Origin of the sequence: Streptomyces sp. LX-29 (assembly GCF_029541745.1) — a bacterium.
Taxonomy (GTDB): domain Bacteria; phylum Actinomycetota; class Actinomycetes; order Streptomycetales; family Streptomycetaceae; genus Streptomyces.
Genome location: NZ_CP089746.1, coordinates 6,254,707 through 6,269,605, shown reverse-complemented (window position 1 = coordinate 6,269,605; position 14,899 = coordinate 6,254,707). Strand labels below are relative to the sequence as shown.

Sequence of the window (14,899 nt, the reverse complement as noted above, 5' to 3'; positions counted from 1 at the left end):
CCGCCACGGCGACGGCGGCGACAGCGCAGCGACGGTGCGGCCGGCGGCCGCCGGAAGGAGCCAGGGATGAGCGGGGGCGGCGGACTGCTGGTCGCGGGGACCACCTCGGACGCCGGCAAGAGCGTGGTCACCGCGGGGATCTGCCGCTGGCTCACCCGCAAGGGGGTCAGCGTGGCGCCCTTCAAGGGGCAGAACATGTCCCTCAACTCGTTCGTGACGCGCGAGGGCGCCGAGATCGGCCGTGCGCAGGCCATGCAGGCACAGGCGGCCCGCGTCGAGCCGAGCGCGCTGATGAACCCGGTGCTGCTGAAGCCGGGCGGCGACCGCTCCAGCCAGGTCGTGCTGATGGGCCGGCCGGTGGGCGAGATGAGCGCTCGCGGCTACCACGGCAACCGGCAGAAGGAGCTCTTCGAGCCGGTCGTGGAGTGCCTGGCGGAGCTGCGGCGCACCCACGACGCCGTCATCTGCGAGGGAGCCGGCAGCCCGGCCGAGATCAACCTGCGGCGCACCGACATCGTGAACATGGGGATCGCGCGGGCGGCGCGTTTCCCGGTGGTGGTGATCGGGGACATCGACCGCGGCGGGGTCTTCGCGCAGTTCTTCGGCACGACGGCGCTGCTCGCGCCCGAGGACCAGGAGCTGGTCGCGGGCTATCTGGTCAACAAGTTCCGGGGCGATGTGACGCTCCTGGAGCCGGGGTTGGACATGCTGCACGGGCTGACCGGGCGTCGTACGTTCGGCGTGCTGCCGTACGCGCACGGCCTCGGCATCGACGAGGAGGACGGACTGCGGGTCTCGCTGCGCGGCACGGTCCGGGAGTCCGTCGTGGCCCCGCCGCACGGAGCCGACGTGCTGCGGGTGGCGGTCGCCGCCGTCCCGCTGATGTCCAACTTCACCGATGTCGACGCGCTGGCGGCCGAACCGGGCGTGGTGGTGCGGTTCGTGGACCGGCCCGAGGAGCTCGTCGACGCCGACCTGGTGGTGGTGCCCGGCACCCGCGGCACCGTGAAGGCGCTGGCCTGGCTGCGCGAGCGCGGGCTCGCGGACGCGATCGCCCGGCGGGCCGCGGAGGGCCGCCCGGTGCTGGGCGTCTGCGGCGGCTTCCAGGCGCTGTCCGAACACATCGAGGACGAGGTCGAGTCGAAGGCCGGGCGGGTCGAGGGGCTCGGGCTGCTGCCGGTGCGGGTGCGCTTCGCGCGGGAGAAGACCCTGGCCCGACCCGTGGGCGAGGCGCTCGGCGAGCGGGTGGAGGGTTACGAGATCCACCACGGCGTCGCCGAGGTGCTGGGCGGCGAGCCCTTCCTGGACGGCTGCCGCGTCGGCTCCGTGTGGGGCACGCACTGGCACGGCTCGCTGGAGAGCGACGGCTTCCGCCGGGCGTTCCTGCGCCGCGTCGCCGCGGACGCGGGCCGGTCCTTCGTCCCCGCCCCGGACACCTCCTTCGGCGCCCTGCGCGAGGAGCAGTTGGACCGGCTCGGCGACCTGGTCGAGGAGCACGCCGACACGGACGCACTGCTGCGGCTGATCGAGGACGGGGTCCCCGAGGGGCTGCCGTTCATACCCCCGGGGGCACCGTGAACGCCCCCAGTGCACCACCCGCGCCCTCCCCGCACGCGCGGGGAGATGACAGACACGCCGCCCACGGCAGGAGAGACGGCGGAGTCACCCCCGCACGCGCGGGGACATCACTGCCCGTCTGCTTCCCACCGCGCGAGCGCATCGCCACAGCAGAGCGAGAAACCCCCGAAGGAGTGATCAACGCGTGACGACCACCCCCTATCCGCTCACCGCGATCGTCGGCATGGCGGATCTACGGCTCGCGTTGCTGCTCAACGCGGTCAGCCCCGCTGTGGGGGGCGTGCTCATCCGCGGCGAGAAAGGCACGGCCAAGAGCACTGCGGTGCGCGCGTTGTCCACCGTTCTCCCCGGCGTGTCCGTCATCGACGGGTGCCGGTTCAGCTGCGACCCGGCCGTGCCCGATCCCCAGTGCCCCGACGGGCCACACGAGGTGGGAGCCGGCGCCACGCGGCCGACGCGGTTGGTCGAGCTGCCCGTAGGCGCGTCCGAGGACCGGGTCGTCGGCGCGCTGGACATCGAGCGGGCGCTGTCGGAGGGCGTGAAGGCCTTCGAGCCGGGCCTGTTGGCCGCCGCGCACCGCGGCATCCTCTACGTGGACGAGGTGAACCTGCTCGCCGACCACCTTGTGGACGTGCTGCTGGACGCCGCCGCCATGGGCTCCTCCTACATCGAGCGGGAAGGCGTCTCCGTACGGCACGCGGCGCGCTTCCTGCTCGTCGGGACCATGAATCCGGAAGAGGGCGAGCTGCGGCCGCAGTTGCTGGACCGGTTCGGGCTGACGGTCGAGGTGGCCGCCTCGCGGGTGCCCGACGAGCGGGTCGAGGTGGTGCGGCGCAGGCTGGCGTACGACGCCGACCCGGCCGGCTTCGCCGCGCGTTGGGCGGTGGAGGAGGCCGAACTGCGGGAGCGCATCGCCGCCGCGCGGGCGCTGCTGCCGGCGGTGCGGCTGGGCGACGGCGCGCTGCGCCAGATCGCGGCCGTGTGCGCCGGTTTCGAGGTGGACGGCATGCGCGCCGACATCGTGACCGCGCGGACCGCGACCGCGCTGGCCGCGTGGGCCGGGCGCACGGCGGTGACCACCGAGGACGTACGCCAGGCGGCGCTGCTCGCGCTGCCGCACCGCAGGCGGCGCAACCCCTTCGACGCGCCGGGTCTGGACGAGGACCGACTGGACGAGATCCTGAGCCAGTTCGAGGACGTGGAGGACGACGAGCCGGACCCGGAGCCCGAGGGCCCGGACCCGGACGGCGACGGTCTCCACGACGACGGCGACGGCGGCCCGGACGACGGCCCCGGCGGCGTGCCCCCGCGGGACGGCCCGCTCCCCGAGGGGGCGGCCGACCTGCCGGAGCAGCGACAGGATCCCCCGCGTACGGAGCAGGAGTCCCCCGCCCCGCGGCAGGACACTCCGGGGGGCCTCCAGGAGCGTGCGGACGCGCCGGAGGGCAGCTCCGGCGCCGGGGCCGCCGAGCAGCGCGCGGTGGGCGCCGGCGAGCCGTTCAAGGCGCGCAAGCTCGATGTGCCGGGGCTGGGCGAGGGGGCGGCCGGGCGGCGCTCGCGGGCGCGTACCGCGCAGGGCCGCACCACCGGCGCGCGCCGCCCGCGGTCCACGCTGAGCAGGCTGCACCTGGCGGCCACCGTGCGGGCGGCGGCCCCGCACCAGGCGGCGCGCGGCCGGCGCGGCCCGGGTCTGGTGCTGCGCCGCGACGACCTGCGGGAGGCCGAACGCGAGGGCCGCGAGGGCAATCTCGTGCTGTTCTGCGTGGACGCCTCCGGGTCGATGGCCGCGCGGAAGCGCATGGGCGCCATCAAGGGCGCCGTGCTGTCGCTGCTGCTCGACGCGTACCAGCGGCGGGACAAGGTCGGACTGATCACCTTCCGGGGCTCGGGCGCCGAACTCGCCCTGCCGCCCACCTCCTCGGTCGACGCGGCCGCCGTACGGCTGGAGAAGCTGCCCACCGGTGGCCGCACTCCGCTCTCCGCCGGGCTGCTCAAGGCCCGGGAGACGCTGCGCATCGAGCGGCTCCGGGACCCCTCGCGCCGGCCGCTGCTGGTGGTGGTGACCGACGGGCGCGCCACCGGCGGCCCCGAACCGCTGGCCCGCGCGGGCCGCGCGGCGGCGCTGCTGGCGGCCGACGGGGTGGCGTCGGTGGTCGTCGACTGCGAGTCTGGCCCGGTGCGGCTGGGTCTCGCGGCCTCGCTCGCCCAGGAGCTGCACGGCACACCGGTGACACTCGACGAGCTCCGCGCGGACAGCGTGACCACGCTGGTACGCGCGGAACGCAAGGCACACACGACACGACTGACACGGAGGGCCGCGTAATGCCGCAGGGACAACCGACCGTCGTTCCCGAGGACGGGCTGACCACCCGCCAGCGCCGCAACCGCCCGCTGGTGCTGGTCCACACGGGCATCGGCAAGGGCAAGTCGACGGCCGCCTTCGGGCTCGCGCTGCGGGCCTGGAACCAGGGTTGGCCGATCGGGGTGTTCCAGTTCGTGAAGTCCGCCAAGTGGAAGGTGGGCGAGGAGAACGCGCTGAAGGTGCTCGGCGCCTCCGGCGAGGGCGGCACCGTCGACTGGCACAAGATGGGCGAGGGCTGGTCCTGGATCCAGCGCGACGGCGAGATGTCCAACGAGGAGAAGGCGCGCGAGGGCTGGGAGCAGGTCAAGCGCTGCCTGGCGGAGGAGACCTACCGGCTGTACGTGCTGGACGAGTTCGCCTACCCGATGCACTGGGGCTGGGTGGACACCGAGGAGGTGGTGTCGGTGCTGCGCGACCGCCCGGGCACCCAGCACGTCGTGATCACGGGGCGCAACGCGCCGCAGCCGCTGCTGGACCTCGCCGACCTGGTCACCGACATGTCCAAGGTCAAGCACCCCATGGACGCCGGCCAGAAGGGCCAGCGGGGCATCGAATGGTGATCGTGTGAGAAGCGTTCCCCGGCTGGTCATCGCCGCTCCCGCCTCCGGCAGCGGCAAGACCACCGTCGCCACCGGGCTGATGGCCGCCTTCACGGCGGCCGGGCTCGCGGTCTCGCCGCACAAGGTGGGGCCGGACTACATCGACCCCGGCTACCACTCGCTGGCCACCGGCCGCCCGGGCCGCAACCTGGACGCGTACCTGTGCGGCCCGGAGCGGATCGCCCCGCTGCTGCTGCACGGCGCGGCCGGCTGCGACCTGGCCCTGGTCGAGGGCGTCATGGGGCTGTACGACGGGGCGAGCGGGCAGGGCGAACTGGCGTCCACCGCGCACGTGGCGAAGCTGCTGCGGGCGCCGGTGGTGCTGGTCGTCGACGCCTCCTCGCAGTCCCGCTCGGTGGCGGCACTGGTGCACGGCTTCGCCTCCTGGGACCCGGAGATCCGGGTCGCCGGCGTCATCCTCAACAAGGTCGGCTCCGACCGGCACGAGGCGCTGCTGCGCGAGGCGTTGGAGGGCTCGGGCGTGCCGGTCTACGGCGCGCTGCGGCGGGTCGGCGCGGTGGGCACGCCCTCGCGCCACCTGGGCCTGGTCCCGGTGGCGGAGCGACGGCCGGACGCGGTCGAGTCGGTGGCGGCGCTGGCGGAGCACGTGCGTGAGGGCTGCGACCTGGAGGGCCTGTTGGCTCTCGCGCGGACCGCTCCCCCGCTGCCGGGGGACGCCTGGGACCCGGCGCGTGAGATCGCCGCCGTCGCGGGGCCGGCCGCGGACCGCGCGGGCGCGCGGCCCGTGGTCGCCGTCGCCGGTGGACCCGCGTTCACCTTCTCGTACGCCGAGCACACCGAGCTGCTGACGGCGGCCGGGGCGGAGGTGGTGACCTTCGATCCGCTGCGGGACGAGAAGTTGCCGGAGGGCACCGGCGGGTTGGTCATCGGGGGCGGCTTCCCGGAGGTGTACGCGCCGGAGCTGTCCGCCAACGAGTCGCTGCGCACGGCCGTGGCGGACCTGGCCCGCTCGGGCGCTCCGCTCGCCGCCGAGTGCGCCGGCCTGCTCTACCTGGCGCGTTCGCTGGACGGCAAGCCGATGTGCGGGGTGCTGCCGGCCGAGGCGCGGATGACCGAGCGGCTGACGCTCGGCTACCGGGAGGCGGTCGCGCTCCAGGACAACGCACTGGCCGCCGCCGGAACCCGGATGCGGGGGCACGAGTTCCACCGCACCGTCGTGGAACCGGGCGCCGGCCCCTCCCCCGCGTGGGGTGTCGTCCACCCGGACCGACGTGTCGAGGGCTTCGTCCAAGGCTCGGTGCACGCCTCCTACCTGCATGTCCACTGGGCCGCCACACCGTCCGCCGCCGCCCGCCTGGTCGCCACAAGCGCACCGGCATGAGCCGGACACCCCCGCCGGCCACCCCGCCCCACCACGCGGCGGCCGGCCACGCGGGCCGTCAGGAGGACCAAGCACGCCACCGCGCGGTGGCCGACCCTGCGGACCACATGGAGCACCAACCGCCCCACCACGCGGAGGCCGGCCGCGCGGGCCGTCTGGGAGACCGACCGCCGCACCGCGCGGTGGCCAGCCCCGCGGGCCGCCCGGGAGACCGAACACCCGACCGCGCGGACGACGAACCCGCACGCCGTCCGCAGGACCGACCACAGCACCGCCCGGTGGCCGGCCCTTCGGGCCGTCAGGAGGACCGAGCACGCCTCCGCGCGGTGGCCGACCCTGCGGACCACATGGAGCACCAACCGCCCCACCACGCGGAGGCCGGCCGCGCGGACGACCCGGGAGACCGAACACCGCACCGCGCGGACGACGACCCCGCAGGCCGTACGCAGGACCGACCACAGCACCGCCCGGTGGCCGGCCCCGCGGACCGCCTGGAGGACCGGGCACGCCACCGCGCGGTAGCCAGCCACGCGGGCCGTCCAGGAGACCGACCGCCGCACCGCGCGGACGACGACCCCGCAGGCCGTCCGGAGCACCAACCACCCCACCACGCGGAGGCCAGCCCCGCGGGCCGTCCGGGAGACCGACCGCCCCACCGCACGGACGACGACCCCGCGGACCGTCAGGAGGACCGAGCACGCCACCGCGCGGTGACCGGCCGCGCAGGCCGTCCGGGAGACCGAACACCGCACCGCGCGGACGACGACCCCGCACGCCGTCCGCAGGACCGACCGCCACACCACGCGGAGGCCGGCCCTGCGGGCCGCCCGGGAGACCGGCCACCGCACCGCGCGGATGACAACCCCGCGCGCCGTCCGCAGGACCAACCGCCACACCACGCGGTGGCCAGCCCCGCGGGCCGCCCGGGAGACCGAACACCCCACCGCGCGGACGACGACCCCGCGCGCCGTCCGCAGGACCGACCGCCACACCACGCGGAGGCCGGCCCCGCGGACCGTCCGGAGCACCAACCACCCCACCGCGCCGACCCCGCGGAGCACTTGGTGGTGGGGATAGGCGCGCGGCGCGGCGTGCCGGTGTCGGAGGTCCTGGAGCTGATCCGGCGGGTGCTCGCCGAGTCCGGCCGGTGCCCGTCCGCGGTGACCGCGCTGGCCACCGTGGCGGCCAAGGCCGCCGAGCCGGGCCTCGTCGGCGCCGCGTCCGTCCTCGGGGTGCCCGTGCGGGTCTACGAGGCGGCCGCGCTCGCCGCCGTCGCCGTGCCCGGCCCGGCCTCCGCCGCCGCGCTCGCGGCCGTCGGCACGCCCAGCGTCGCCGAGGCGGCGGCCCTGCTCGCGGCCGGTGACGGGGCGCAACTCCTCGTACCGAAGCGGGCGTCGGCGTCCGCGACCTGCGCCGTGGCCCATGGCGCGGCCCCGGCCGGCGACCGGCCGTAGCGCCGCGCGCGCCGGGGCCTCCGCACGCCACCCGCCCCGGCTCCCACCGCGGGCAGCACCCACAGTGCCGAAGCAGGGGCGCCCCGCACGCCCAACGGCACGCGCCCGAACGGGCGTCCGTGCCGTGGCCTTTGGTAGGGCCTCGGGCAGCAGTCGGCGGTAACGTCGCCCCGCGCCGGGGCGTGTTCCAAGTAGTGGGTAACGTCTCCCGGACGACGCCGCCGGCCGCACGACTCGCACCATCCGCTCAAGGAGCCCCCGTGACCTCTCCCCCCGCACTGTTGATCGCGGGCCACGGCGACCCGGACGCGTCGCAGACCGAGGCGTTCCGCGCGCTCGTGGCCCGCGCTGCCGCCCGGCGGCCCGGGGTCGCCGTGGCGGGCGGGGGGACCGGGCCGGGCGGCGGCCCCTCGCTCGCGGAGGCGGTCGACGAGCTGGCCGGACGCGGGGTGACGCGGCTGACCGCGGTGGCGCTGACGCTGTTTCCGGGCGGTCGGGGGACGGCGGAGCTGACGGAGGCGGTGGCGACGGAGCTGGCCGACGCGGGTCGGCGGCATCCCGGCCTCTCGGGTGTGCTCGGCCGCCCGCTGGGCCCGCATCCGAAGGTGCTGGACGCGCTGGAGGAGCGGGTGGCGGAGGCGGCCGGCGGAGGCTCGCGCACGCCGGGCGACCGGGCGGCGACGACCGTGCTGTTGGTGGGCGAGGGCGGGACCGACCCGGCCGGAAACGCCGAGCTGTGCCGGGCCGCCCGGCTGCTCTGGGAGGGGCGGGGCTTCGCCGGCGTGGAGCCCGCGTTCGTCTCGCTGGCCGCTCCCGATGTGGCCTCCGGCCTGGACCGCTGTGCGCGGCTCGGCGCCCGCCGTGTGGTCGTCCTGCCGTACGCCCTGTTCGAGGGGGTGGCGACCGGTCGCGCCCGGCAGCAGGCTGAGGGCTGGGCGCTGGCGTATCCGTCGGTGGAGGTGCGGTTCGCGCGCCCCGTCGGCCCGGTGGAGGCGTTGGCGGAGGCCGTGTGGGACCACTACGCGGAGGTGGCGGCGCGACACGACGGGTACGGCGACCATCGGGCCGCCCCCTGCGAGACGCACCGTCGAGACGAGGAACGAGCCAAGGACCATGCCCATGTCCGCTGAACGCAACGCCGATATCGGCATCGAGGACCACCGACCGCGGACCGCCCGGACCGACACCTCCACCGAGCCGACTGAGCCGACTGGCACCATCGGCGCGACCGGCACGACCGGCACCAGCGCGAAGGGCGCGAACGGCGATGCCGCCCGGGGCGCCGCGGTGACGCCCGCGCGGGCGTCGGCATCGGTCCGTGCCGACGGCGACACCGACGTTGACGCCGACGGCGACGCGGCGGCCGGATTCGATCTGCGGCACCACGGCGACGCCGAAGTGCGGGGAAACAGCGGCGAGTACGTCGACCTCGCGGTCAACGTCCGCACCGACACGCCGCCGGCCTGGCTCAAGGCCCGGATCGCCGCCTCCCTCGACGGGCTGGCCGCCTATCCCGACGGGCGGGCGGCACGGCACGCGGTGGCGGCCCGGCACGGGCTGCCGGATGAGCGGGTGCTGCTGACGGCCGGGGCGGCGGAGGCCTTCGTGCTGCTCGCGCGGGCGCTGCCGGTGCGCCGCCCGGTCGTGGTGCATCCCCAGTTCACCGAGCCGGAGGCGGCGTTGCGGGACGCCGGACACCGGGTGGAGCGGGTGGTGCTGGACGAGCGGGACGGCTTCCGACTGCGTCCGGAGCGGGTCCCCGACGACGCCGACCTGGTGGTCATCGGCAACCCCACCAACCCCACCTCCGTGCTGCACCCGGCCGAAGGACTGGCCCGGCTGGCCCGTCCCGGGCGGACCCTGGTGGTGGACGAGGCGTTCATGGACGCCGTGCCGGGCGAACGCGAGTCACTGGCCGCCCGCACCGACATACCGGGCCTGGTCGTGCTGCGCAGCCTCACCAAGACCTGGGGCCTGGCAGGGCTGCGCATCGGGTATGTCCTGGCGGCGGCGGAGACCATAGCCGGGCTGGAGCGGGCCCAGCCGCTCTGGCCGGTCTCCAGCCCGGCCCTGACGGCGGCGGAGGCGTGCTGTGCGCCGCCCGCGCTCACCGAGGCGGCCGAGGCCGCCGAGCGCATCGCGGCCGACCGGGAGCATCTCCTCTCGCGGCTGGCGGAGTTCGACGCGATCAGCGTGGCCGGGCCGGCGGCGGGGCCGTTCCTGCTCGTCCGGCTGGCGGGAGCGGCGACCGTCCGCGAGCGGCTGCGCGCGGACGGCTTCGCGGTGCGGCGCGGTGACACATTCCCGGGGCTTGGCCCGGACTGGCTGCGGATCGCCGTACGGGACCGCGCCACCACCGACCGGTTCGCGGAGGCCCTGGCCAAGGCCCTCACCGAGGGCTGAGCCGACCCCCGCCAGCCGATCAACAGCCGAAACCCGGTCGGCCAACCCCGCCAGCCGACCTCACCAGCCGACCCGGCCGCCCACCCCGCCAGCCGACCCGGCCGGCCGACCGGGCGGGTCACCCGGGTCGGCCACCGTGGTCGGCCACTATGGCGATCATCGTGATCGGCCACCTCGGCGACGGCACGTGCGACATCGACCCCATGCCGGGCAGGCCCGCACCGATAACGGGCCTGACCGGTCGGGGCCGGTCACCGACCGGACCGCGGGAGCGGCGACCGCCGGGAGCGGTCGAGGGGTGACGGCGGGGCGTCACTCCACGCCGCGTGCCGCCGCTCGGCGCCGCCGTGTGTAGAGCAGTGTGCCCCCGCCGGCCAGGATCAACACGGCCGCGCCGCCCGCGACATACGGGGTGCTGGAGCTGCCGCCGGTCTCGGCGAGGTTCTCCTCGGGCGGGGTGCCGCCCGCCTTCTGCACGCTGCTGCCCTTGCCGGGGTCTGCGGGCTTGTCGGCGGGCTTGTCCGCGGGCTTGTCGGCCGGCTTGTCCGCCGGCTTCCGCGGTTCGGCGCCGCGCGGCGCCTCGCAGCTGGCCTGGGCCAGGGTGACGCGGCCGGAGACCTCGGAGACGTTGAGCTTGAGCGGGTTGACGGAGACCTTCAGGTCGAGGGCGGTGGCGGCGGCGGTGCGGGAGGTGGTGACCGTGCGGGACAGGTCGAGCCGGACCTCACCGACGGCGGGCACGGCGACCGTGGTGGTGCCGCCCGTGGTGAGCGTGGCCCGCTTGCCCAGCACCAGCACGCTGCCCAGCAGGTTCGACTCGGCCGTGGGCCGCTTGCCGGCCGCGCAGACCGCCTTGGAGGTGACCTTCTGGACCTCGATGAGGGAGAGCAGCGGCAGTCCGGGCACGTGCACCTTGGCGTTGACCAGGTTGGCGTACCCCTGCGTGGCGCGCTTGTCCACCGTCGCGCGGGCGGAGGCCGCGTCCGCCCGCAGCAGGGTCACCGGCTTGCCGCCCTCGACACCCTCGAGGGTCGTGGTGAGCGTGGTCTTCTCGGCGCTCGCGGGGGCGTGCACCTCGTTGAGCGCGAGGTCCACCGGCTGGTTGACCGTCTTGTTGAGCAGCGAGACGTCGAGCCCGGTGCGCAGGACCACGGCGTCGGCCTTGCCCGTCGCGCGGGGCGGGGTGACCGGCGGGGTGCCCGGCGCCGTGCGGGCGCGGGCCTCGCCGAGCTCGGATCCGGCGGCGGTGGCGGGGGCGGCCAGAGGTACGGCGCCGAGCACCACCGTGGTCAGAGTGGCGGCCGCGGTAGCGGCGAGACGACGTGCGGGCACGGCGCGGGTGGAGCGAGTGGAACAGGACACGAGTGTGGAACCCCCACAGGAGAAAGGGAGCCGCCGGCGCCTCGCCTCGGGGGACATCACGGGCGCCGATGGCTTCGACGACGCCATCGTTACGCACTCCGAGTGAGTAAACAGCCACCCGGCGTCACTTCACCCCAACGAGTGCCGCTCGTCGCTCTTTTCGATTCCCCGGGCGCATCCGTCGCGTCCCGTCACTCCACATCGCACCTGCTCCGGCCGGTTTCGCCGGCCTCACTCAGCTCCCGCTCACCATCCGACCCCGCAGCACCACCCAGCGTGGGGCCGTCAACACCCGTACGTCCTGGCGCGGATCGGCGTCGTAGACGACCAGGTCGGCGGGGGCGCCCTCGGTCAGTCCGGGGCGGCCGAGCCAGGACCTCGCGCCCCAGGTGGCGGCGGACAGCGCGGCCGACACCGGGATGCCCGCCTTCACCAGCTCGGCCACCTCCTGGCCGATGAGCCCGTGCGGGAGGGAGCCACCGGCGTCGGTGCCGGTGAAGACGGGGACGCCCGCGTCGTAGGCCGCGCGCACGGTGTCGTAGCGGCGCGCGTGCAGCCGGCGCATGTGGTCGGCCCAGAGCGGGAACTTCCCTTCGCCGCGCTCCGCCAGCGTGGGGAAGGTGGCGATGTTGACCAGGGTCGGCACGATGGCCACGCCACGCTCCGCGAACAGCGGGATGGTCTCCTCGGTGAGCCCGGTGGCGTGCTCGACGCAGTCGATGCCGGCCTCGACCAGCGGGGCCAGGGTCTCCTCCGCGAAGCAGTGCGCCGTGACGCGGGCGCCCAGCCGGTGCGCCTCGGCGATGGCGGCCTCCACCGCCCCGCGCGGCCAGCAGGCCGACAGGTCGCCGGTGTCGCGGTCGATCCAGTCGCCCACCAGCTTGACCCAGCCGTCACCGCGCCGCGCCTCTTGCGCCACGTACGCGACGAGCTCCTCGGGCTCGATCTCGTGGGCGTAGTTGCGGATGTAGCGCTTGGTGCGGGCGATGTGGCGGCCCGCGCGGATGATGCGCGGCAGGTCCTCGCGCTCGTCGATCCAGCGGGTGTCGGAGGGGGACCCGGCGTCCCGCAGCAGCAGCGCGCCGGCCTCACGCTCGGCCAGCGCCTGACGCTCGGTGGTCGCGAAGTCGACCGCGCCGTGGGCGTCCAGGCCGACGTGACAGTGCGCGTCCACGAGCCCCGGGAGCGCCCAGCCCTCAAGCGTGCGGAGGTCGCGGGCGAGGGCGCCGGTGGGCCGCTCGTAGGAGATCTTCCCCTCGACCACCCACAGTTCGTCCCGGACGTCCTCCGGCTCCACCAGCACCCGACCCTTGATGTGCAGCACCGCGCTCTTGGTCATGGTCGGCACTGTACGAGCCCGGGAGGCGGGGCGGACACACCGGGGAGCGGGGCCGACCCGGGGCCTCACCGGGGCCTCGCCCACGCGGAGCCCACCGGTCGCGCCCCACGGTCGGGCCGCAGGGCCGTTCGCGAGGACGCGCACCGCCGATTCCCCCGACATCACATTTAATTCACTCCCTTTTCCAGCGCCTTTTCCGGCGCTTTTCCAGTGCAGCTCCCCATGTTCTCCTGCCCGGTTTCCCCATACCTAAACGCCAAGATTCCATCAGTCCTCACCGCCGTAATTCGGTCGCCTCGGACGGCCGCCGCACGGCTGTGACGGACCCCACAGCGCCGCCCGGTACACCCGATAACTCCCGTACAAACACCGGCATTTCAGCAGGAGCTCGCGCGTACGCACGTCCCCGCGCGATAACACAACCCCCCTGCCCCGCATAACCCCTCCCCGCGATGCAATCTCACTTTCCGATCGGTAAATTCAATTCGCATGACCGCCGCACAAGCAGACCTTGTACGTGACGAATTCAAGGAAATGCCGGAGGGGCTGCGACTCGACAGACCGCGCGTGGAGGACGGAGCCGCGATCTGGCGGATCGCCCGCGACTCCCGCGTGCTCGACCTCAACTCCTCGTACAGCTACCTGCTGTGGTGCCGCGACTTCGCCGCCACCTCGGCGGTGGCCCGGGACGCCAGCGGGGAGCCGGCGGGGTTCGTCACCGGCTACATCCGCCCGGACCGCCCCCGCACCCTCGTGGTGTGGCAGGTGGCCGTCGACGCCCCACACCGCGGTCGGGGGCTGGCGGCGGCGCTGCTGGACGGGCTGGCCGCGCGCGTCGCCGAGACCTCCGGCGTCCACGGCGTCGAGACCACCATCACCCCGGACAACGCCGCCTCCCACCGGCTGTTCACCTCGTTCGCCGAGCGGCACGGCGCCGACGTCGAGCGTGAGGTGCTCTTCCACGACGACCTGTTCCCGGACGGCGGGCACCAGCCCGAAGTGCTCTACCGGATCGGCCCGCTCGCGTTCTGACCCGCCGAGGACACCCGCGACCCGCGATCCGCGGCCCCGAGGCGCCGAGCCCCGAGCTCCGAGCTCCGAGAGGCCCCTGAGGCCCCGAGGCCGCTGACGCCCGCTCATATCCCGTACGACCACCGGACATCCCGCACGCCCACAGGAGAGACGCCGTGACCATCACCCCGCCCGCCCTCAGTGTCTTCGAGTCTTTGGAGTCGGAGGTGCGCAGCTACTGCCGCGGCTGGCCGGCCGTCTTCGACCGCGCCCGGGGCAGCTATCTGTACGACGAGGACGGCCACACCTATCTGGACTTCTTCGCCGGCGCCGGAGCTCTCAACTACGGCCACAACAACCCGGTACTCAAACGCGCCCTGCTCGACTACCTCGAACGTGACGGCATCACCCACGGCCTGGACATGGGCACCACCGCCAAGCGCGCCTTCCTGGAGTCCTTCCAGGAGATCGTGCTGCGCCCGCGCGACCTGCCGTACAAGGTGATGTTCCCGGGGCCGACCGGCACCAACGCCGTGGAGGCGGCGCTCAAGCTGGCCCGCAAGGTCAAGGGGCGGGAGGCGGTGGTCTCCTTCACCAACGCCTTCCACGGGATGTCTCTGGGCGCGCTCGCCGTGACCGGGAACGCCTTCAAGCGGGCCGGGGCCGGCATCCCGCTGGTCCACGGCACCCCGATGCCCTTCGACAACTACCTGGACGGCCAGACGCCGGACTTCCTCTGGTTCGAGCGACTGCTGGCGGACCAGGGCTCCGGGCTCAACCACCCGGCCGCGGTCATCGTCGAGACCGTGCAGGGCGAGGGCGGCATCAACGTGGCGCGCCCGGAGTGGCTGCGCGCCCTCGCCGACCTGTGCCGACGCCGCGACATGCTGCTGATCGTCGACGACATCCAGATGGGCTGCGGCCGCACCGGCGCCTTCTTCTCCTTCGAGGAGGCGGGCATCACTCCGGACATCGTCACCCTGTCCAAGTCCATCGGCGGCTACGGCCTGCCGATGTCGCTGACCCTCTTCCGGCCGGAGCTGGACGTCTGGGAGCCGGGCGAGCACAACGGCACCTTCCGCGGCAACAACCCCGCCTTCGTCACCGCGACCGCCGCGCTGGACGCCTACTGGGCCGACGGCGGCATGGAGAAGCAGACGCTGGCCCGCGGCGAACAGGTCGAGGCGGCCCTGCGCGCCATCTGCGCGGAGCCCACCGGCTCCGGCTCCTGCTACCGCGGCCGCGGCCTGGTCTGGGGGCTGGAGTTCGACGACCCGGCGCGCGCGTCGGCCGTCGCCCGCCGCGCCTTCGAGCTCGGCCTGCTCATCGAGACCTCCGGGCCGCGGAGCGAGGTGGTCAAGCTGTTGCCGCCGCTCACCATCAGCCCGGTCGAGCTGGACGAGGGGCTGCGCACCCTGGCCCGCGCGGTGGCCGAGACGGCCCCGTCGG

General features: G+C 74.9%; 10 protein-coding genes and 1 pseudogene. 9 read left to right on the top strand and 2 right to left on the bottom strand.

The annotated features are described in order from the left end of the window. Positions 1–66: 66 nt before the first annotated feature. From LRS74_RS26415 to cobC, 7 genes are all read left to right on the top strand, one after another. Positions 67–1,578 carry a cobyric acid synthase gene (locus tag LRS74_RS26415; protein WP_277743335.1) on the top strand — a complete coding sequence of 504 codons (1,512 nt, stop codon included), beginning with the start codon at positions 67–69 and terminating at the stop codon, positions 1,576–1,578. A gap of 223 nt (positions 1,579–1,801) precedes the next feature. Next, positions 1,802–3,901: a putative cobaltochelatase gene (locus tag LRS74_RS26410; RefSeq protein WP_277744946.1), complete on the top strand. Its 2,100-nt coding sequence runs from the start codon at positions 1,802–1,804 to the stop codon at positions 3,899–3,901. Continuing rightward, complete coding sequence (cobO, locus tag LRS74_RS26405) at positions 3,901–4,500, top strand: cob(I)yrinic acid a,c-diamide adenosyltransferase (protein ID WP_144384562.1); 600 nt, start codon at positions 3,901–3,903, stop codon at positions 4,498–4,500. Before LRS74_RS26410 ends, cobO begins: the two co-directional genes overlap by 1 nt. A 4-nt stretch (positions 4,501–4,504) precedes the next feature. Then, the gene (locus LRS74_RS26400; RefSeq protein ID WP_277743334.1) at positions 4,505–5,881 is read left to right on the top strand and encodes a cobyrinate a,c-diamide synthase; all 1,377 of its coding nucleotides are present in this window, start codon (positions 4,505–4,507) and stop codon (positions 5,879–5,881) included. A 1,064-nt stretch (positions 5,882–6,945) separates the two neighbouring features. Continuing rightward, complete coding sequence (locus LRS74_RS26395) at positions 6,946–7,335, top strand: cobalamin biosynthesis protein (protein WP_277743333.1); 390 nt, start codon at positions 6,946–6,948, stop codon at positions 7,333–7,335. A gap of 260 nt (positions 7,336–7,595) precedes the next feature. Beyond that, complete coding sequence (locus tag LRS74_RS26390) at positions 7,596–8,465, top strand: CbiX/SirB N-terminal domain-containing protein (RefSeq protein ID WP_277743332.1); 870 nt, start codon at positions 7,596–7,598, stop codon at positions 8,463–8,465. Beyond that, positions 8,455–9,738: an Rv2231c family pyridoxal phosphate-dependent protein CobC gene (gene cobC / locus LRS74_RS26385; RefSeq protein WP_277743331.1), complete on the top strand. Its 1,284-nt coding sequence runs from the start codon at positions 8,455–8,457 to the stop codon at positions 9,736–9,738. Before LRS74_RS26390 ends, cobC begins: the two co-directional genes overlap by 11 nt. 312 nt (positions 9,739–10,050) lie before the next feature. Here cobC and LRS74_RS26380 read toward each other — a convergent pair whose 3' ends face one another. Next, positions 10,051–11,070 (bottom strand): SCO1860 family LAETG-anchored protein, encoded by a 1,020-nt coding sequence (locus LRS74_RS26380; protein ID WP_277743330.1) that lies wholly within the window; start codon positions 11,068–11,070, stop codon positions 10,051–10,053. Between the two features lie 265 nt (positions 11,071–11,335). Beyond that, entirely contained in the window at positions 11,336–12,439 is a 1,104-nt protein-coding gene (locus LRS74_RS26375; RefSeq protein WP_277743329.1) for an amidohydrolase family protein, read from the bottom strand. A gap of 489 nt (positions 12,440–12,928) precedes the next feature. On the opposite strand from LRS74_RS26375, the gene ectA reads away from it, so the two are divergent. Next, positions 12,929–13,471, top strand: coding sequence for a diaminobutyrate acetyltransferase (gene ectA, locus LRS74_RS26370; protein ID WP_277743328.1), 543 nt, complete (start codon positions 12,929–12,931; stop codon positions 13,469–13,471). Between the two features lie 155 nt (positions 13,472–13,626). Next, positions 13,627–14,892, top strand: a pseudogene (gene ectB / locus LRS74_RS26365) (diaminobutyrate--2-oxoglutarate transaminase); the annotation flags it as partial. Positions 14,893–14,899: the final 7 nt, after the last annotated feature.